At 73.0% G+C, this 18,352-nt stretch carries 15 protein-coding genes and 1 pseudogene; 10 read left to right on the top strand and 6 right to left on the bottom strand.

The genetic code is table 11. The features are described from left to right. The 3 genes and pseudogenes from IR158_RS01360 to IR158_RS01350 all read left to right on the top strand — a co-directional run. Window positions 1-224: pseudogene (locus tag IR158_RS01360) on the top strand (hypothetical protein); the annotation flags it as partial. 115 nt (window positions 225-339) lie between these two features. Next, complete coding sequence (locus IR158_RS01355; RefSeq protein ID WP_291808487.1) at window positions 340-1,680, top strand: LCP family protein; 1,341 nt, start codon at window positions 340-342, stop codon at window positions 1,678-1,680. Between the two features lie 125 nt (window positions 1,681-1,805). Then, window positions 1,806-2,711, top strand: a complete 906-nt coding sequence (locus tag IR158_RS01350) for a siderophore-interacting protein (RefSeq protein ID WP_291808491.1) — start codon at window positions 1,806-1,808, stop codon at window positions 2,709-2,711. A gap of 90 nt (window positions 2,712-2,801) precedes the next feature. Here IR158_RS01350 and IR158_RS01345 read toward each other — a convergent pair whose 3' ends face one another. Both IR158_RS01345 and IR158_RS01340 read right to left on the bottom strand, forming a co-directional pair. Beyond that, window positions 2,802-3,002, bottom strand: a complete 201-nt coding sequence (locus IR158_RS01345; protein WP_291808484.1) for a hypothetical protein — start codon at window positions 3,000-3,002, stop codon at window positions 2,802-2,804. Window positions 3,003-3,198: 196 nt separating this feature from the next. After that, on the bottom strand, window positions 3,199-4,677 hold the full coding sequence (locus IR158_RS01340) for a DHA2 family efflux MFS transporter permease subunit (RefSeq protein WP_291808481.1): 1,479 nt from the start codon (window positions 4,675-4,677) through the stop codon (window positions 3,199-3,201). 117 nt (window positions 4,678-4,794) lie between these two features. Here IR158_RS01340 and IR158_RS01335 point away from each other — a divergent pair, with 117 nt between their 5' ends. The 3 genes from IR158_RS01335 (at window position 4,795) to IR158_RS01325 (ending at window position 7,302) form a co-directional block, all read left to right on the top strand. Beyond that, window positions 4,795-5,469: a TetR family transcriptional regulator gene (locus IR158_RS01335; RefSeq protein WP_291808478.1), complete on the top strand. Its 675-nt coding sequence runs from the start codon at window positions 4,795-4,797 to the stop codon at window positions 5,467-5,469. Window positions 5,470-5,729: 260 nt separating this feature from the next. Then, complete coding sequence (locus IR158_RS01330; protein ID WP_291808476.1) at window positions 5,730-6,665, top strand: hypothetical protein; 936 nt, start codon at window positions 5,730-5,732, stop codon at window positions 6,663-6,665. Next, window positions 6,643-7,302: an HIRAN domain-containing protein gene (locus IR158_RS01325; RefSeq protein ID WP_291808475.1), complete on the top strand. Its 660-nt coding sequence runs from the start codon at window positions 6,643-6,645 to the stop codon at window positions 7,300-7,302. Before IR158_RS01330 ends, IR158_RS01325 begins: the two co-directional genes overlap by 23 nt. A gap of 182 nt (window positions 7,303-7,484) precedes the next feature. Here the strand turns inward: IR158_RS01325 and IR158_RS01320 are convergent, their stop codons facing one another. Then, window positions 7,485-8,873, bottom strand: a complete 1,389-nt coding sequence (locus IR158_RS01320; protein ID WP_291808474.1) for an MFS transporter — start codon at window positions 8,871-8,873, stop codon at window positions 7,485-7,487. A gap of 322 nt (window positions 8,874-9,195) precedes the next feature. Between IR158_RS01320 and IR158_RS01315 the strand changes: the two genes are divergently transcribed. Then, window positions 9,196-9,564, top strand: coding sequence for a VOC family protein (locus IR158_RS01315; protein WP_291808472.1), 369 nt, complete (start codon window positions 9,196-9,198; stop codon window positions 9,562-9,564). A gap of 15 nt (window positions 9,565-9,579) precedes the next feature. Here IR158_RS01315 and IR158_RS01310 read toward each other — a convergent pair whose 3' ends face one another. Beyond that, window positions 9,580-10,623 carry a 5'-3' exonuclease H3TH domain-containing protein gene (locus IR158_RS01310; protein WP_291808470.1) on the bottom strand — a complete coding sequence of 348 codons (1,044 nt, stop codon included), beginning with the start codon at window positions 10,621-10,623 and terminating at the stop codon, window positions 9,580-9,582. A gap of 250 nt (window positions 10,624-10,873) precedes the next feature. Between IR158_RS01310 and IR158_RS01305 the strand changes: the two genes are divergently transcribed. Both IR158_RS01305 and IR158_RS01300 read left to right on the top strand, forming a co-directional pair. Continuing rightward, entirely contained in the window at window positions 10,874-11,395 is a 522-nt protein-coding gene (locus tag IR158_RS01305) for a TrmH family RNA methyltransferase (RefSeq protein WP_291808467.1), read from the top strand. A gap of 160 nt (window positions 11,396-11,555) precedes the next feature. Then, entirely contained in the window at window positions 11,556-12,533 is a 978-nt protein-coding gene (locus tag IR158_RS01300) for a bile acid:sodium symporter family protein (protein ID WP_291808466.1), read from the top strand. Between the two features lie 148 nt (window positions 12,534-12,681). On the opposite strand, the gene IR158_RS01295 is transcribed toward IR158_RS01300, so the two are convergent. Further along, entirely contained in the window at window positions 12,682-13,614 is a 933-nt protein-coding gene (locus IR158_RS01295; RefSeq protein WP_291808464.1) for a VOC family protein, read from the bottom strand. Between the two features lie 86 nt (window positions 13,615-13,700). Next, window positions 13,701-15,812: a SpoIIE family protein phosphatase gene (locus IR158_RS01290; protein ID WP_291808461.1), complete on the bottom strand. Its 2,112-nt coding sequence runs from the start codon at window positions 15,810-15,812 to the stop codon at window positions 13,701-13,703. 173 nt (window positions 15,813-15,985) lie between these two features. On the opposite strand from IR158_RS01290, the gene IR158_RS01285 reads away from it, so the two are divergent. Then, a complete protein-coding gene (locus IR158_RS01285) occupies window positions 15,986-18,349 on the top strand; it encodes an excinuclease ABC subunit UvrA (RefSeq protein ID WP_291808458.1) in 2,364 nt (787 codons plus the stop codon). Window positions 18,350-18,352: the final 3 nt, after the last annotated feature.

Here is an 18,352-nt window from a genome sequence, read left to right as displayed (position 1 = left end):
ACGACGCGGACAGGAAGGAGAACTTCACGGCGTACAAGCTGCTGATCGCCGACGTGGTCGACGGTGACCTGGTCGCCGTGCCCCGCGGCGTGTTCGCCGCGGCCGCCGTCATGCAGGGCTCCCGCGGGGGCGTCGACCTGCCGGGCAAGGACCGCGACCGTGTCCGCAGCCACCTGGCGAAGTACTACGCGAGGCTCGACGAGACGCCTCCCTGGGAGGACTGAGCGGCGCCCGCGGTCGGCCGTCGCGGCCGCTCGACATCCACCCTCCGCGACACCTTCACGCTCCGCCCCCACGACCGGCCCCGCACGCGAGGCGCCGCGGCCTAGCGTCACGTCCGTGACCGCCGACGCCCGCCCCGGACCACGGCACGCGCGCGTGCCTGACCCCGGGCCACGGCACGCGCGCGTGCCCGTCACCGCCGCACGCGGACCGGCGATCGTCCTGACCGCGGTGCTCACGACGTTCGCGTCCGCCGCCGGCGCCGTCTACCTCGACCTGCGCGGCCAGATGGACGTGAGCAGCGCCGAGGACCTGGTGATCTACGCGCCCTCGCCCGTCGCGACGTCGCACGCGCCCGACGACCCCTTCGCGGGCGCGGCCATGAACATCCTCGTCATGGGCACCGACCTGCGTGACGAGGAGAACACGGCGCTCGCGGGCGCGGCCGAGGGCATGCGGTCGGACTCGACGATGCTCGTGCACGTGTCGGGCGACCGGACGTGGGCCGAGGTCGTCTCGATCCCGCGGGACTCGCTGGTCCAGGTCCCCGAGTGCCAGCTGCCGGACGGCGGCCGGTCGCGGCCGCGGTTCACGATGTTCAACGAGGCGTTCTCGATCGGGGCGGGCGAGGACGGGAGCGTCGACCATGCCGCCGCGTGCACGATCGGCACCGTCCAGGCGCTGACGAACGTGCCGGTCACCCACCACCTGGTGGTGCGGATGACGGGCGTGATCGACGTCGTCGACGCGCTCGACGGAGTGCGCATGTGCCTGCCGGAGCCCGTCGACGAGGACCCGAGGTACGGGGACCTGCACCTGGCGGCCGGGGACCAGCGCCTGGACGGGCGCCAGGCCATCGGCTTCCTGCGGGTGCGGTCGGGCACCGGGATGGGGCTGGAGATGGGTAGCGACCTGACGCGCATCACGCGGCAGCAGGCGTTCGTGCAGGCGGCCGTGAGCGAGCTGCTCGGCAAGGACGTGCTCGGGGACGCGGACGAGCTGTACCGCGTCGCGCGGGCCGTGCTCGGGTCGCTGCGGGCCGACCCCCAGCTGGCGGACCCGGTGCGGCTCGCGGCCTTCGGGTACTCGCTGCGCGGTCTGGACCGTTCCCGGATCGTCTTCACCGAGGTGCCCGTGGTGGCGGCGTCGAGCGACCCCAACCGCGTGGAGTGGACGTCCGCCGCGGACGAGATCTGGCAGCGGCTCGCGACGGACACCCCGCCCGAGGCCCTCGTGGCGGCCACGCCGGCACCCGGTGCGGGCGAGGGCGGGACGGGTGGCGGGTCGGCGGACGGGGCGACGGGGGACGTCGGGGCGGGTGGCGCGACCGGTGGCGCGACGGGCGGCGACGCGGGGGACGGCGGGTCCGCCGACGTGCCGGGTGCACCCGGCGACGGGGCCGGCACGGGCTCCGACCCGCTCGGGGACGAGCTGCTGCCCGGGGTCTGCCCAAGCTGACGGCCGCAGGGGCTTGCGGAATCAGGTAAGCCTCACCTTATGCTTACGCCGTGACCGAGGCCCCCGTGACCGTCGACACCGCGACGACCGTCGAGACGACCGCTCCTGCGGCGTCCCCGTTCCGCATGTTCCACGTGCGCGTCGCCGCGCTGCAGCGGCTGTGTCCCAGCCTCCTGCGCGTCACCTTCACGGGCGACGACCTGGACCGCTTCGCGGACAACGGGTTCGACCAGCGCATCAAGTTCTTCCTGCCGGTCGCCGGCTCGCCGTACGCGGACCTCATCGACATGGAGCGCACGGGCGACTGGTACGGCTCGTGGCGCGCGCTCCCCGACGACCGCCGCCACCCCATGCGCACCTACACCGCGCGCGGCGTGCGCCCGCACCCGCGTGAGCTGGACGTCGACATCGTCCTGCACGGCGACACCGGCCCGGCGTCCCGCTGGGCGTCGACCGCGCAGGTCGGCGACGACCTCGTCGTCATGGGACCGAACGCCGACCACGTCGGCCCGCACGGCGGCGTCGACTTCGTGCCGCCCGCCCGCACGGACCGTCTCCTGATCGCCGGTGACGAGACCGCGCTGCCCGCCATCGCCGGCATCGTCGAGCGCCTGCCGCGCGACGCGCGCGGCGAGGTCCTCATCGAGATGCCGTGGTCCGACGACCGCCTCGACCTCGACGCCCCCGAGGGTGTGCACGTGCACTGGCTGGGCCGCGACGGCCGCGCCCACGGCGACCTCCTGGTCCCCGGCGTCCAGGCCGCCGCCGCGCGCCTGCTGCCCGGCCAGGCGCCCGCACCCGACGCCGAGCTCGAGGACGTCGACATCGACGCCGGCATGCTGTGGGAGGTTCCGATCGACTACACGACCGGCGCCCCGCTGGCCGCCGAGGCGCACCTCTACGCGTGGCTCGCGGGCGAGGCCGGTGTCATCAAGACGCTGCGCCGCCACCTGGTCGGCGAGTGCGGCGTCGACCGCAAGGCCGTCGCGTTCATGGGGTACTGGCGGCAGGGGCGCTGCGAGGCGAACTGACTCGGCGCCCCGCCGTCGGCGGCGTCGCGACGGCGCCGTGCGGCGGGCTCGGTGCGGACGGCTCGGCGCGGACGACTCGGCGCCGAAGCCTCAATGCGACTGGGTGTACGGGTTGATGACGACCCCGTTCGTCCTCGTGAACGGGTTGATGACGGCCCCGTTCGACTTCGTGTACGGGTTGATCACGCTGACGTGCGGCTCGGTGTAGGGCACGGCCTGGGCGGTCGGCCACGACAGGGCGGCGAGCAGGACGGTGCCGAGGGCGATGACGACGGTGCGACGCTGACGCATGGGGTTCCCCTGAGGTCTCCTCGGGCCGGCGGCCGAGATGGGTCGAGTCACCCAGCGTGAAACGCATCGTGTCAAGGACCGTGCCGGTCGACCCGCTGCACCTCCTCGTCGCGCGCCAGCCACACCTCCACAGGCCCCAACCAGCAGGTCCGGGCAGCCGTGGTCTCGGCCGTCGCCGGTGGCCCGGGTGGCCGTCCTAGTGCCCGACCACCACGGGACCCTCACCCTCGGCTGCAGCGGGTGCGCGCACGAACAGCGTGAGCGCGACAGCGACGCTGGCGATGACCGCTCCGACGACGAACGCGTCGTGCACGCCGACCGCCATCGCCGCAGCGGGGCTCTCACCGTCCGTGAGGGCACCGGCGGTGCCGACGGACATCAGGGTGACGAACAGGGCCGTACCCGCGGCACCGGCGACCTGCTGCAGCGTGTTCGTGATGGCGCTGCCGTGGGAGTACAGGGCGCGCGGCAGCGACCCGAGCGCGGACGTCAGCAGCGGCGTGAAGACGAACCCGAGGCCCAGGTTGAGGGTCATGTGCACGGCCACGATCCACCCGATCCGCGTGTCCACGCCGAACGTCGTCATGCCCCACAGGGCGGCAGCCGCGACAGCCATGCCGGGCAGGACCAGCGGCCGCGGCCCGTAGCGGTCGAAGAGCGCGCCGACCACCGGGGCGATGACACCCATGAGGATGCCGCCGGGCAGCAGCATCAGGCCGACGGTCAGGGTCTCCAGCGCCAGCACCTGCTGCAGGTACAGCGGCAGCAGGATGAGCGAGCCGAACAGCGCGGACATCACGACGACGACGAGCACGACGGCGAGGCTGAAGGCCCGCGAGGTGAAGGTGCGCAGGTCGAGGAAGGCGGCGTCGGTCCGCTGCAGCACCAGCTGACGACGCACGAACACGACGAGCGCGGCGACGCCGACCGCGACGGGGATCCCGGGCACCACGGGCGCGTGCCCGGACGCCGACTCGCCGACGAGGCTCAGGCCGTAGATGAGGCCGCCGAAGCCGACCGCGGCGAGCAGCGCCGAGAGCGGGTCGAATGTCGCGGGTGAGGTCTCGGTGACGTCGCGCACCCACACGGCGCCCAGCGCGATGGCGAGCAGCGCGATGGGGAGCACGATCCAGAACATCCAGCGCCAGTCCAGGGTCGACAGGATGGCCCCGGAGACCGTCGGGCCGATCGCGGGGGCGACGGCGATGACGATCGAGATGACGCCCATCATGCGTCCGCGGTGGGTGGCCGGGACGACGTTGAGCACGGTGGTGAACAGCAGCGGCAGCATGATCGCGGTGCCCGACGCCTGGACGACGCGCGCGGCCAGCAGCACCTCGAAGCCCGGGGCGAGCGCCGCGATCAGGGTGCCCGCGGAGAACAGCGACATCGCCGTGAAGAAGAGCCCCCGCAGCGGGAACCGGGCCAGCAGGTAGCCGGTGCACGGGATGACGATCGCCATGGTCAGCAGGAACCCGGTGGTCAGCCACTGCGCGGTCGCGGCGGTGACGTCGAGGTCGACCATGAGCCGGGGGAGGGCGACGCCCATGATCGTCTCGTTGAGGATGACGACGAAGGCGGAGACCACGAGGAGCGCGATCACGGGGCGGGTGCGGATCGCGGGGGTCCCGTCGGCGGCGTGCGGGGCGGTCCGGAGGTCGTGCTCGAGCGTCATCGGGGGCTCTCTGTCGGGGGTGGGTGCGCGGACTGCCCGAGGTTCCGCGCTCGTCCGGCTGACGATCATATGGCAGTGACTGCCAGAATCGTCTCGCGTGGGTGCGAGGATGTGCGGATGCCCGACGCGGACGACCAGCAGCACGACCGCCACGCGGACCTCGGCACGCCCGACGCCGACTGCGGCCTCCGCGAGCAGCGCCGTCGTGAGACCCGTCGCGCGATCACCGACGCCGCGCTCGACCTCTTCGAGCGCCAGGGCGTCCCTGCCACGAGCGTCGAGGCGATCGCCGAGGCCGCCGGCATCGCCCCGCGCACCTTCTACCGCCACGCGGGGACGAAGGAGAACGCGCTGTTCGTCGACGACGACTCGACGGAGCGCCTCGTCGCGAGCGTGCGCGCCGTCGACCAGGGGGCGCAGACCGTCGTCCGCGCGATCGAGGGGGCCTACCTGGCGCAGATCGACGCCTTCGACGCGCAGCCGCCCGCGAGCCACGCGCGCGTCCTGCGGGCGCGCCGCCTCGTCCTGGCCGACCCGGACCTTCTGGCCCACGCGCTGGCCCGTGAGGACGAGCAGCTGCAGGAGCTCACCACCCTCGTCCTGCACGCCAGCGACGACTTCGACGAGCTCCGTGCCCGCACCGTCGTCACCGCCATCGGCACCGCCGTGCGCCTGGCGTACGACGAGTGGGCGCGCCGCGCCGAGCGGGGCGAGACGGTCACGGTCCGCTCGCTCTACGAACAGGTGCGCTCAGGGCTCGTCGACCACTTCAGCGGCGGTGCCCGGGCCTAGGTGCGGACTGGTGGTGCGGTCGTGCGGTGGTGGCGTGGTGGACGTGAGGGTCCGCGGTGAACGCCTCTCCGACAGCGGCCACCTGCGCCCCGTATCGAACGGATGCGGGCCGTGCCTGCGGCGGAACGACGCAGTCGGCGCACTAGCGTGTGCCCATGCCTGCAGGTGACGGTGTGTCCCCGCCCTCGTCAGCGACGGCGAGCACTGCGGGAACTGGTTCCGAGGTCGACCGGGACCCTGCGCGAGGCGCTGATTACATCGTGGACGCGGCGGTGACCGATGTTTCTGAGTGGGCGGTCATCCGTGACGAGCCGGGGGGCCGTGACCCGAACAAGCGGTGGGTGGCGCGTCTCGCCGACTCGCCCCGGCATGAGCAGTGGCTTTGGAAGGGCCGACAGCAGACCGGTGATGGTTCCGACCTGGCGCTTACCGACTGCGCCGAGGTTGTCGTCTCGCGTCTGGCCAGAGCCTTGGGCATCCCTGCCGCCGAGTGCAGATTCGCCGCATGTGACGGTGAGCTCGGTCTGATCTCGCACAACGTCGCGCCGGAGGGTCACAGCCTCAACACAGGCCGGACCTACCTTCCCGAGATCGACGGCTACGAGCGGATGCCAGCGGTGTCCGCTGAGGGTGCGCGCGTAGGGCTGATGCGGCGCGACCACGGATACACGCTCGACGCTGTCGAGCAGCTGCTGAGTGACGTGCTGCCTCCCCCCCTGTCCGTGGACGATCAACGAGCTGGACTAGAGGCGTCTTTCGACTTCTTCGCCGGGTACCTCCTCCTCGATGCGCTCGTCGGCAACTCCGACAGGCACCCCGGCAACTGGGCGCTTCTGGAGGAGGACGTCACGGGTCGGCGCCTCCTCGCGCCCACCTATGATCACGGGAGCGCGCTCGGAGCGGGGATGACCGAGCAGAACCGGATGGTCAAGGATCCCGCGGCCTTCGCACGCAAGGGTCGGGCGAACCACTTCACACCGAGCAAGCAGCGGCTTGTCGGCCTAGCGCTCGACGCGGTGGCGAGATCGGGGGCGACCGTGTGGCTCGAGCGGATCGCGTTGCTCGACGAGCACTCGGTGCGTGAGGCGATGAAGGCGCCAGAGGGACGGATGTCGGACGCTGCGACTAGGTTCATGATCAACGTTGTGCTCGAGAACCGGAGGAGGTTGTGCGATGGCAACTCTGCTGAGGACTGATCAGCTGCTTGTCAGCCGCCAGGACCCCACCACCCGCCGCTTCGAGACAGTCGGAACCTTGTCGTTCGACGGTCATCTCTACACCTTCGAGTACGCGCCCACTGCTACTCGAGCACTGCCCGGTCTCCCGATGGGCCGTACGAGGGAGAGTGACGTCCTCTTTCCGATCTTCGCCGAGCGGGTCATCGATCCGCGTCGACCGGAGCGTCCTGAGACGCTCAAACATCTCGGGCTGACGCGAGAGGCCGGGCCCCTCGAGGTATTGGCCGTCTCAGGTGGCGGGCGCACAGGTGACACGTACGAGCTAACCCCGCTGCCCCAGCCTGGCGACACGAGCCTCGTTTTCCTCGTGCACGGTGTTCGTCATCTGACAGATGTCGAGCGGGCAGCTATCGACCGCCTGGCACCCGGCGATCGGCTTTCGTTGCGCCTGGAGGCCGACAACCCGGTCGACGATCGGGCTCTGCTGGTAACCCAGGACGGAGGGAGGCTCGGCTACGTGCCGGGGCCCCTCCTCGACTACGTCCACAACATCATCACCCACGACTACGAGTTGGTCGTGGAACGTGTTAACCCAGCGGCAGCGGGCCTGCATATGCGTCTGCTCGTGCGCCTGAGTGGGCGCTACGAGATTTGACCTGACCGAGCCCGGCCGGCGCGAGGGCCGACCGGGCTCGGTCGATGTCAGACGGGGTGCGGTCCCGTCACTCGGGGACGACCGCGACGACCTTGATCTCCACGAGCTGCTTGGGGAAGGTCAGCTCGGTGATGGGCTGCCGGGAGTCGTCCGGATTGCGCCGGATCGCGGGCCCGGGACCCTCACGCCGCGGTCGGGGCCCGAGCGGCGGCGACGCGACCGGCCAGCGTGAGGCGCACCACCATGAGCACCGCGAGCGCCGTCAGCACCGCGTACAGCACCTGGGCGCGCAGCAGCGGGGCGTCGGCGAGCCCGAGCCCCGTGCCGAGCCAGGCGTACGCGGCCGTGGTGGCCACCGCGAGCCCGACGGACTCGGCCACCACCACGGCGGCGGCCATCCGGTCCTCCGAGATGCCGTCGTCGACGTCGGGGTGGGCCAGGCAGCGGCCCAGCAGGTCCGGGTAGAGCAGCCCCATGCCCGCTCCGGTCACCCCGGCGGCGACCAGCAGCCCGACGAACGCCGCACCCGGCCCGTCGGCCGCCACGGTGGTGGCGAGCAGGCCGACGACGCCCGCGGTGATCGCGGCCCCGCCGCCGACCATCCGGCGTCGGAACGCGCCGTCGTCGCCCGCCGGGTGCGACCCCGTCCACAGGCCGGTCACCGCCCACATGAACCCCGACGCACCGATGACGAGCCCGAACCGCTCGGCGTCCAGGCCGAACGCGTCGTGCGCGACGACGGACAGGACCATCGTGGCGCCGAAGTACACCGCCGCCGTCGCCATGAGCGCGGTCAGGGCGGCCCGTCGGCCGCTCGTCGCGCCGAGCGTGCCCGCCGGCAGGACCGCGACGGAGGAGCGCAGCATCAGGCCGCCGCCCACGACCAGGGCCACGGCGGACCACGCGCCGAGGGGCAGCGCGAGCACGGCGGACCCCGTCGCCAGCACGATCGACCACGCCCACGGGGCGGGCTCCGGTGCGACCGGCTCGGTGCGCTCGGGCATGGAGCGGGCCACCATCGCGCGGGCCACGAGCAGCAGCGGCAGGTAGAGCACCATCGCCCAGCGCCAGCCGAACGCCGCCGTCGCGGCGACCGCGTACACGGGCCCGAGGACCGAGGAGAACACCCAGACGCCCGACATCGCGGCCAGCACGAGCTGGCGGTAGCGCGGTGGCAGCCCCCGGCTGATGGCGCCCATGCCGATGGTGGCCAGCGCCCCTGCGGCGAGAGCGCGCACGGCGGTGCCGATGACGAACGCCTCCATGGTCACCGCCGTGGCGCACAGCACCGCCCCCGCGACCGTCACGAGCGTGAGCACGACCATGAGCCGGCCGACCCGGTAGCGGGACAGCAGCCACGCACCGACCGGCATCATGAGGAACATCGGCGCCTGCGCGGCGGCGTCGAGCGGCCCGTACAGGTGGGCGCCGTCGAGCTCGGCGGCGACGAGCGGCAGGACCGTCTGCGACAGGTACCGCTGCATGCCGGCCAGGAACTCCACGAGCACGAGCGCCCCGGCCAGCATCGCGGCGGCGAGACGCCCCTGCGGGACCGGTGCGCGCGCGGCCATGCGGCGACGCTAGTGCGGCGTCCCCTCCGACGCAGCCGCGGTGCGGCGTCCCGCCGGACCGCGACCACCAGGTGGGACGGTCTGGTCGCGAGACCGGGCTGAGTGGTCTCCCACCCGCCCCTGCGAGGTCTGAGCCCGGTCTCGCCGAGGCTGCGTCTCGACGCGTGGACTCCGGGGGCTTCGGCGGGCGGAGGACGGCCGGCTCGGGCCCGACGCCGACGGTGCCGGGCATCCTGGCGTCGGCGCGCGTGTCGGTGGTCGGCGGGAGGATGGCGGCAACGCCACCGGCGTGGGGCCGGTGGCCCGTCAGGGGGGTGGACCGATGGAGTTCCGGCTCGAGCTCGTGATCCTCCCGGTCAGCGACGTGGACCGGGCAGTGGCGTTCTACTCGCAGCAGGTCGGATTCGTGGTGGACCACGACAGGGAGGTCAACGAGGATCTGCGGTTCGTCCAGCTCACACCACCGGGTTCGGCGTGCTCGATCGCGGTGGGGAAGGGTCTGACCGACGCCGCGCCGGGCTCGGTCAAGGGGCTGCAGGTCGTGGTCGACGACGCCGACGCGGCGTACGCGTTCCTCCGGGGGAACGGCGTCGACGCGCCGCCCGTGCAGGAGCTCGAGTGGGGGAGGTTCACCGGGTTCGCGGACCCGGACGGCAACGAGTGGTCGGTGCAGCAGCTGCCCGCGCGGTAAGGCTGACAGGAGCGGTCAGAAGAGCGTCAGCTCGTCCTCGACCGCCGGGCCGACCGCCGGGCCGACCGCCGCCGGGACCGGCGCCGGTGCTGCGGCTGCGGGCACCACCGGTGCCGCCACGTGCCCGTCGCCCGACGCCCCCGCGAGCACCCGCGCCGCGAGCCACTGCAGCGAGTGCATCTCGACCGCGGCCAGCGCGTCGTGCAGCGTCGCGCGGTCCACGGGCAGCAGCCCGGGCCCGGAGGTCGCACCGAGGTCGATCCCCAGGTCCACGTCGGTGTGCATCGTCATGAGCTCGACGTTCTGCCAGAAGGCCGCCCGCCCGTCCGGGTCGGAGAGCTTCTTGACGCACGCCTTGCCGACGACCTCGGCGACGCGGGCGCCACCGTTGGTGTCGACGTCCGCGAACGCGGCCTCGACGGACCCGAACGCGTCGAGCAGCGCGACGCCCGTCTTCTCACCGATCCCGCGGATGCCCGTGAGGTTGTCCGACGCGTCCCCGCGCATGGCCGCGTACTGCCGGTACTGCCACGGGTCGATGCCCAGCATGGTGCGCAGCCGGGCCGGGGTCAGCACGGGGGAGGCCTCGACGCCGCCGTTGATGATCCGCAGCGCCGACGTCGTCTCCGTGACCAGGGCGAAGGCGTCGCGGTCGGAGGTGCACACGACGGTGTGCCACCCGGCGGCCGTCGCGGTCGCGGCGGCGGACGCCAGCACGTCGTCGGCCTCCAGGCCGTCCGGGATGACGACGTGCAGGCCCGCGGACCAGAACACGTCGACCGCGAGCGCGAGCTGCGTGACCAGGTCGTCCGGCTTCGGGGCCCGGTGCGCCTTGTAGTGCGGGTGCGCGGCCTTGCGGTGGTTGCCGGCCGCGTCGTCGAAACCGATGACGACGGCGTCGGCGGCGACGCGGTCGACGGCGCCGAGGATCTGCGACAGCGCGCCCTTGACGGCCCACGTCGGCCGGCCGTCGCGCGTGTGCAGCTGCGAGCCGAGGAGCGCGTGGAACGAGCGGTGGATCAGGGAGTTGCCGTCGACGGCCAGCAGGGTCTTCGTCATGGGTCGAGCGGGTGCCGCTCGGGTCCTTTCTCGGGGACGACGGCAGGCCGGCACGTGCCGGGCGCTGCCGTCGTCGAGCGTACGCGCGTCGTCCGAGGGCGTGGACGCCGACGCCCCGCTCGCCCTAGCCTGTGGCCCCCGGCCGGTCGGCCGGGACGTCCGCCGCTCAGCGGCCCGTCGACGGCCCCGGTGCGCCGCGAAGCACCGCTCACATGACGCATCTCACCGGAGGGCTCGCCCTCGTCCACCCGTGACCGGCCCGCAGGTGCGCGTCCGCACCCGCGAGGACCTGCGGCAGCAACGTCGTCGTCGCCCGCACCCGTGCTGGGACCACCTGGTCGTCGCCCCGCTGTGGCCGCTGCACGGCGCGAACCTCGGCACGCTGCTGCGCACGTGCGACGCCGTCGGCGCGTGCCTCGCCGTGCCGCGGCTGCCCTGGGTGCCCGAGGCGCTCGAACGCGGCAACACGCTGCGGCGGCCGGCGTGCGTCCACTGGACGGGGAACCGGGTCTCGTGGCTCACCAAGCAGCGGGCCGCCGGGTCGGCGGTCGTCGGGGTCGAGCTCGCGGAGGAGGCCGTGCGGCTCGGTGACCTGCCCGCCGCGCGCCGACGCACGGTCGTCGTGCTCGGGCACGAGCAGACCGGCATCCCCCCGGAGGCCCTCGACCTGCTGGACGTCGTCGTCGAGATCCCGATGGTCGGTGCGGGCGCGAGCCTCAACGTCGCCGTCGCCGGGTCGCTCGTGCTCTACCGGCTCGCGGGCCTGCTGTGACCGCTCCGACATGCTCCCCGGGGGGACCCGCAGGGGCCTGACCGGCCCGGGGGCGCTGGGGAGGTGGTCCGCGTCACCGTGCGGGAGGGTGCCGGGGAGGCGTGGCCGTGGGGGAGGATGAGCGCGTGAACCCGGGCGCCCTCATCCCTCGTCGTCACGCATGAGGGCGCCGGCCTGGCTGCGGTGGGTCGACCCGCTGACCGCGATGATCCTCGGCGTCCTCGCGCTGGCGCTGCTCGTCCCGGTCCCCGACGGCGTCGGTGCGGCGCTCGACACGGTCCGCACCGTGGCGATCGTCGTGCTGTTCTTCCTGTACGGGGCGCGGATGCCCACGCGGGAGGTCGTCGACGGTCTGCGGCGCTTCCGGTTGCAGGGCACGCTGCTCGGTGCGACGTACGTGCTGTTCCCGCTGCTGGGCCTGGCCGTTCAGCTGCTACCCGACGCCGTCCTGGCGCCCGACCTGCGGCGCGGTCTGCTCTACCTGTCGGTGCTGCCGTCGACCGTGCAGTCGTCGGTCGTCATGACGTCCATCGCCCGCGGCAACGTGGCCGGCGCCATCACGGGCGCGACGATCTCCAACGTCCTGGGGGTGCTGGTCACGCCGCTGCTGGTGGCGGTGCTGCTGGGGGCGACGGGTGCGGGGCTCGACGGCGGTGCCGTGGGCGGCATCCTGCTGCAGCTGCTGCTGCCGTTCGTCGTCGGGCAGTGCGTGCAGCCCTGGATCGGGGGGTGGCTGCGGCGGCACGGCGGCCTGACGCGCGTCACCGACCGCGCCACGATCCTGCTGGTCGTGTTCACGTCCGTGAGCGAGGCGCAGTCCGCCGGTGCGTGGGACGAGCTGACGGTCGGGTCGCTGGCGGTCCTGCTGGTCGTGTGCGGGGTCGTGCTGGCCGCCATGCTCGGCGTGACCTGGACCGTCGGCGGCTGGCTCGGCCTGGACCGCCCGGACCGCATCGCGCTGCTGATGTGCGGGTCGAAGAAGTCGGCGGCCACGGGCCTGCCGATGGCGGCGGTGCTGTTCGCGCCCGCGGTCGCGGCGAGCGTCGCGCTGCCGGTCATCGCGTTCCACCAGCTGCAGATCGTCGTGACGGCGATCCTGGCCCGCCGCCTGGCGAGGACCACCCCCGACCCGTCCTGACCCTGCCCGGTCCGACCCCTGCCCCGTCCGACCTCTGCCCGGTCCCCCGACACACCCCACACCGGCGGCCAACTCGTCCTTCGGCGGCTTCTGAGGCCCCAGAAGCCGCCGAAGGTGGAGTTCGCCGGGTCGGAGGAGGGTTGGAGGGTCAGCGGGTCAGGAGGTCGTCCGTGGTGGTGCCCGGCACCGAGACCGTGACCTGGGTGTCCCACGGGTCGCGCACCGTGATCGCGCGGCCGTCGTCGGCGAACGCCAGGCCCCGGGCGCGCAGGCGGGCCGCGAGCGCGTCGAGGTCCTCGCGCCCGGGGACCGTGACCGCGACGTCACCGAGGCCGAGCGTCGAGGCGCGCGGCCCGACGCCCTTGCTGTTCCACGTGTTCATCGCGACGTGGTGGTGGTAGCCGCCCGCCGACGCGAACAGCGCGCCGGGGTAGCCGCGCACGGTGGCCGAGAAGCCCAGGGCGTCGAGGTAGAAGGACTCCGCCGTCGCGATGTCACCGACCTGCAGGTGCACGTGGCCGACGCGCCCGGCGAGCGCGGGCCCGGCGTCGACGGCCTCCTGCGACAGGTGCGTGCGCAGGTACGCGTTCGGGTCGAGGTACTCGCTGCCCATGACGAGGTTGCCGTCGCGGTGCAGCCACAGGTCCCGGTCCCGGTCCGTGTACAGCTCGATGCCGTTGCCCTCGGGGTCCGTGAAGTAGAACGCCTCGGAGACGAGGTGGTCGCTGGACCCGACGAACCGGCTGCGCGGGTCCTGGGCGGCGCGGTAGACGGTCGCGGACAGGCTCGTGGCGTCGTCGAAGAGGAACGCGGTGTGGAACAGGCCGGCCTGGCGCGGGTCGACCGCCGGCAGGTCGGGGGTGTGGACGAGGCGCAGCATGGGCGTGGTGCCGCGGCCGAGCACGCGGTGGACCTGGCGCCCGCGGGTGCGCTCCTCGAGCGGCTCGAGCGCGATGGCGTTGGCGTAGTACGTCGACATCCCCTCGAGGTCGCCGACGTGCAGCGTGACGGCGTCCATCGACGTGGTGGGGGCCAGGACGGCCTCGTCGGTGGGGGCGTGGTGCGCGGTCGGCGTGGTCATCGTCATCTCCGGACCTGTAGTTGTCGTGACAACCACAGACTACGGCAGGTTACTTGAACCGTCAACCAATCCCGATCGGCCCGGGATCACCACGCCGGCTGCTCTCCCGCCAGGTGCTCGGGACCTGCCTCGGGCGGACGCGGCTCGTCCTGCGGGAAGGCGCGCACGGCCAGCATCGCCACGTCGTCGTCGTGCGACGGCCCGAGCTCGTCCACCACGGCGTCGCAGAACTCCTCCAGGGGCAGGTGCGCCAGCCGCTCGCAGCACGCGCGCAGCCGCTCCAGGCTGACCTGGAGACGCTCGCCACGACGCTCGACCAGGCCGTCCGTGTAGAGCAGCACGGTGGCACCCGGCTCGACGACCACCGTGTGGTCGTGCCGCTCGGTGTGCTTGCGCAGCCCGAGCAGCAGGTCGCTCGGCCGGCGCAGCAGCTCCGCGCGGCCGTCGGGCTGCACCAGCAGCGGCGGCAGGTGGCCCGCGTTCGACCACCGCAGGACGCGCACACCCTGCGCGGCCAGCTCCGGGGGCTGCTCGAGCCGCGCGAGGACCGCCGTGCTGAACCCCCCGATCGCCAGGTCCTGCGCAGCCCAGTCGAACGCCGACAGGATCGCCGCGGGCGGCTGCACGACCGCGTGCGCACCGCCGCGCAGGACGTTGCGGATCTGCGCCATCTTCACCGCGGCCTGCAGGTCGTGGCCCGTGACGTCCCCGATGACCAGGCACGTGCAGCCGTCACGCAGCAGGAACGCGTCGTACCAGTCACCACCGATCTGCGTGCCGGTCGACGCGGGCACGTAGCGCGCGACGAGCTGCAGGTGGTCCGGCTCCGGGAGCTCGGTGAGCAGGCTGCGCTGCAGCTCCTCGGCGATGTTGCGCCGGGCCGTGTGCAGGTGCGCGTTGTCCAGCGCGAGGCCCATCTGGGCCGTCACGTCGCGCAGCGCGGTCACGTCGGCGTCCGTGAAGCCCTCGCGGTCGGCGCCGCGTGCCAGCGTGACGACGCCGCGGGTGTGCCCGCGCCCGCGCAGCGGCAGGACCATGAGCGTCTCGGGTGCCAGCCGGCCCAGCAGGTCGCGCACCGGACCCGGCTCCACGATGTCCTCCAGCGACGGCGCGCCGTACCGCATCGCAGGGCGTGACGTCGTGAGCACCTCGGCGATCAGGGACGTGCGGGACAGCGCGGGAACCCGCAGCGCCCGGTACTCGTCGAGCACCGGCTGCATGTGCGGGTCCGCGTGCCGGGCCGCCACGTCGTGCAGCCGTGTGCGCCAGGGCCCCGGGCCCTCCTCCAGGAGGCTCGCGATGGCGAAGTCGGCGACCTCCGGGACCAGGTGCGGCAGTGCGGCGTCGAGCGCCTGGACCGGGTCGACGGCGTCGGCCAGCACGCCGGCGACCCGCGCGAGGAGGTCCGAGCGCGCGCGTCCCTGCTCCGCCAGGTCGAGGGCCCGGCGCCGCGCGGTGACGTCCGTGAAGTAGACGGCGACGCCGCCGCGCTCGGCGTTCGCCCGGACCTCGTACCAGGAGTCGAGAGGGGCGGGGTAGTAGGCGTCGAACACCTGGGACTCCCCGGTGCGTGCGACACCGCGGTAGTGCTCCTCGAACGAGGTGCCGACCGCGGCGGGGAAGAGGTCCCAGATCACACCGCCCAGCAGCTCCGCGCGGGTGCGCGCCAGGATGAGCTCGGCCTCCGCGTTGACGTACCCGAACCGCCAGTCCGCGTCGAGCCAGAAGTAGCCGGTCGACATGTCCTCGAGGATCTGCTGGACGTGCAGGTCCCGTTCGCGCAGCGCCGTGGTGTCGGTCGTGACGCCGATGAGGTGGGCGGCCTGCCCGGACGGCCCCGCCAGCGCACGCCCGCGCGCGGCGAGCCACCGCACCGTGCCGTCGGGCTGCAGCACGCGGAACTCGGCCTCGTACACGCCGCACGTGGAGATGGCGGACTCCAGCGCGGCGGACACCGAGGCGGCGTCCCGGGGGTGCAACCGGGCGTCGAAGGCGTCGATCGTCCCGCTGAAGGTCTCCTCGTCGTAGCCGAAGGCCTCCAGGACCGTCGCGTCCCACTGCAGGGTGCCCGTGGTCAGGTCCCACTGGAAGGTGCCGAGCCCGGCCGCCTGCGCCGCCGAGTCGAGCAGGGACAGGCGTGCTGCGTGCGCGTCGAGGGGACCCTTCTCGCCGATCGCGTCGTCCGTCGGTCCGTGCACGTGCTCTCCTCACGCCGGGGCGTCCGTCCAGGGAGCGTGCCACGCAGCGGGGCGGGCGGCGAGGCGAGGCGGCGCGAGGAGCCGGGTACGCAGCCGGTCAGGAACGAGGAAGCCGCGGCGTCGGAGGGCGGTCCTACGCTGAGCAGCGCCCCGCTCCCGGCCCTGGAGGACAGATGAGCCCGACACCCGGCGTCCCGGCCGACAGCCACGACCTCCTCCGCGTGCACGGGGCGCGGGAGAACAACCTGCGCGACGTCAGCATCGACCTGCCGAAACGGCGGCTCACGGTGTTCACCGGGGTGTCCGGGTCCGGCAAGAGCTCGCTGGTGTTCGGCACGATCGCGGCGGAGTCGCAGCGGCTCATCAACGAGACCTACAGCGCGTTCGTCCAGGGCTTCATGCCGACGCTGGCGCGCCCCGACGTGGACGTGCTCGAGGGTCTGACGACCGCGATCATCGTCGACCAGGAGCGCATGGGCGCCAACTCGCGCTCGACCGTCGGCACCGTGACGGACGCGAACGCGATGCTGCGGATCCTGTTCAGCCGGCTGGGGGACCCGCACATCGGCTCGCCGCAGGCGTACTCGTTCAACGTGCCGACCGTCCGTGCCAGCGGCGCGATCTCGGTCGACCGCGGGCACAAGCGCGCCGAGAAGGTGTCGTTCGAGCAGATCGGCGGCATGTGCCCGCGCTGCGAGGGCATGGGCAAGGTCAACGACTTCGACCTCACGGCGCTGTATGACGACGCGAAGTCGCTCGAGGACGGCGCGCTGACCGTCCCCGGCTACACGATGGACGGCTGGTACGGGCGCATCTTCCGCGGCTCCGGCTTCTTCGACGCCGACAAGCCGATCCGGGACTTCACCGAGAAGGAGCTGCATGCGCTCCTGTACAAGGAGCCGACGAAGATCAAGGTCGAGGGCATCAACGTCACCTACGAGGGCCTGATCCCCAAGATCCAGAAGTCGTTCCTCGCGAAGGACGTCGACGCGATGCAGCCGCACATCCGCGCCTTCGTCGAGCGGGCCATCACCTTCCAGACGTGCCCGGAGTGCGGCGGCACGCGCCTCAACGAGGGGGCACGCGCCTCCCGCATCGGCGGGCTGAACATCGCCGACGTCTGCGCGATGCAGATCACGGACCTCGCCGACTGGGTGCGGGCGCTCGACGAGCCGTCCGTCGCGCCGCTGCTGACGGTGCTGCGCGGGACGCTCGACTCGTTCGTCGAGATCGGGCTGGGGTACCTGTCGCTCGACCGGCCGTCCGGCACGCTGTCCGGCGGCGAGGCGCAGCGGACCAAGATGATCCGGCACCTCGGGTCGTCCCTCACCGACATCACGTACGTCTTCGACGAGCCGACCGTGGGGCTGCACCCGCACGACATCGCGCGCATGAACGACCTGCTGCTGCGGCTGCGGGACAAGGGCAACACGGTGCTCGTCGTCGAGCACAAGCCGGAGGCGATCGCGATCGCCGACCACGTGGTCGACCTGGGCCCGGGTGCGGGGACCGCGGGCGGCGAGGTCGTGTACGAGGGGACCGTCGAGGGGCTGCGGGCCAGCGGCACGCTGACCGGCCGCCACCTCGACGACCGCGCCGCGCTCAAGCCCGAGATCCGCACCCCGACGGGCGCGATCGAGATCCGCGGCGCCACCACGCACAACCTCCAGGACGTGGACGTCGACGTGCCCCTCGGCGTGCTGGTGGTCGTCACGGGTGTCGCCGGGTCCGGCAAGAGCTCCCTCATCCACGGCTCGCTGGCCCCCCGCGACGGGGTCGTCACGATCGACCAGGGGGCGATCAAGGGGTCGCGGCGGTCCAACCCGGCGACGTACACGGGCCTGCTCGAGCCGATCCGCAAGGCGTTCGCCAAGGCCAACGGCGTGAAGCCCGCGCTCTTCAGCGCCAACTCCGAGGGGGCGTGCCCCGTCTGCAACGGCGCGGGCGTCGTCTACACCGACCTGGGGATGATGGCCGGGGTCTCCACCACGTGCGAGGTCTGCGAGGGCCGTCGCTTCATGGCCGAGGTGCTGGAGTACGAGCTCGGCGGGCGGGACATCAGCGAGGTGCTCGCGATGCCCGCGACCGTGGCCGAGGAGTTCTTCTCCGCCGGGGAGTCCCGCATCCCCGCGGCGCACGCGATCCTGCAGCGCCTCGTCGACGTCGGGCTGGGGTACGTCACGCTCGGCCAGCCGCTCACGACGCTGTCCGGCGGCGAGCGCCAGCGTCTCAAGCTGGCGACGCACCTGGGCGACAAGGGCGGCGTCTACGTGCTCGACGAGCCGACGACGGGCCTGCACCTGGCCGACGTGCAGAACCTGCTGGGGCTGCTCGACCGCCTCGTCGACGCCGGCAAGTCCGTCGTCGTGATCGAGCACCACCAGGCCGTCATGGCGCACGCCGACTGGATCATCGACCTCGGCCCCGGCGCCGGGCACGACGGCGGGCGGGTGGTCTTCGAGGGCACGCCGGCGGACCTCGTCGCCGAGCGCTCGACGCTCACGGGCCGGCACCTGGCGCAGTACGTGCAGGCCTGAGCG

The organism is Cellulomonas sp., from assembly GCF_015234515.1.
Taxonomy (GTDB): domain Bacteria; phylum Actinomycetota; class Actinomycetes; order Actinomycetales; family Cellulomonadaceae; genus Cellulomonas.
Note: the sequence above shows the minus strand (reverse complement) of the source record. Positions and strands in the feature narration are given on the sequence as shown.

Coding starts and splice junctions, on each gene's coding strand:
- IR158_RS01350 (WP_291808491.1), top strand. CDS start 1,806: ATGTTCCACGTGCGCGTCGCCGCGCTGCAGCGGCTGTGTCCCAGCCTC.
- IR158_RS01345 (WP_291808484.1), bottom strand. CDS start 3,002: ATGCGTCAGCGTCGCACCGTCGTCATCGCCCTCGGCACCGTCCTGCTC.
- IR158_RS01340 (WP_291808481.1), bottom strand. CDS start 4,677: ATGACGCTCGAGCACGACCTCCGGACCGCCCCGCACGCCGCCGACGGG.
- IR158_RS01335 (WP_291808478.1), top strand. CDS start 4,795: ATGCCCGACGCGGACGACCAGCAGCACGACCGCCACGCGGACCTCGGC.
- IR158_RS01325 (WP_291808475.1), top strand. CDS start 6,643: ATGGCAACTCTGCTGAGGACTGATCAGCTGCTTGTCAGCCGCCAGGAC.
- IR158_RS01320 (WP_291808474.1), bottom strand. CDS start 8,873: ATGGCCGCGCGCGCACCGGTCCCGCAGGGGCGTCTCGCCGCCGCGATG.
- IR158_RS01315 (WP_291808472.1), top strand. CDS start 9,196: ATGGAGTTCCGGCTCGAGCTCGTGATCCTCCCGGTCAGCGACGTGGAC.
- IR158_RS01310 (WP_291808470.1), bottom strand. CDS start 10,623: ATGACGAAGACCCTGCTGGCCGTCGACGGCAACTCCCTGATCCACCGC.
- IR158_RS01300 (WP_291808466.1), top strand. CDS start 11,556: ATGAGGGCGCCGGCCTGGCTGCGGTGGGTCGACCCGCTGACCGCGATG.
- IR158_RS01295 (WP_291808464.1), bottom strand. CDS start 13,614: ATGACCACGCCGACCGCGCACCACGCCCCCACCGACGAGGCCGTCCTG.
- IR158_RS01285 (WP_291808458.1), top strand. CDS start 15,986: ATGAGCCCGACACCCGGCGTCCCGGCCGACAGCCACGACCTCCTCCGC.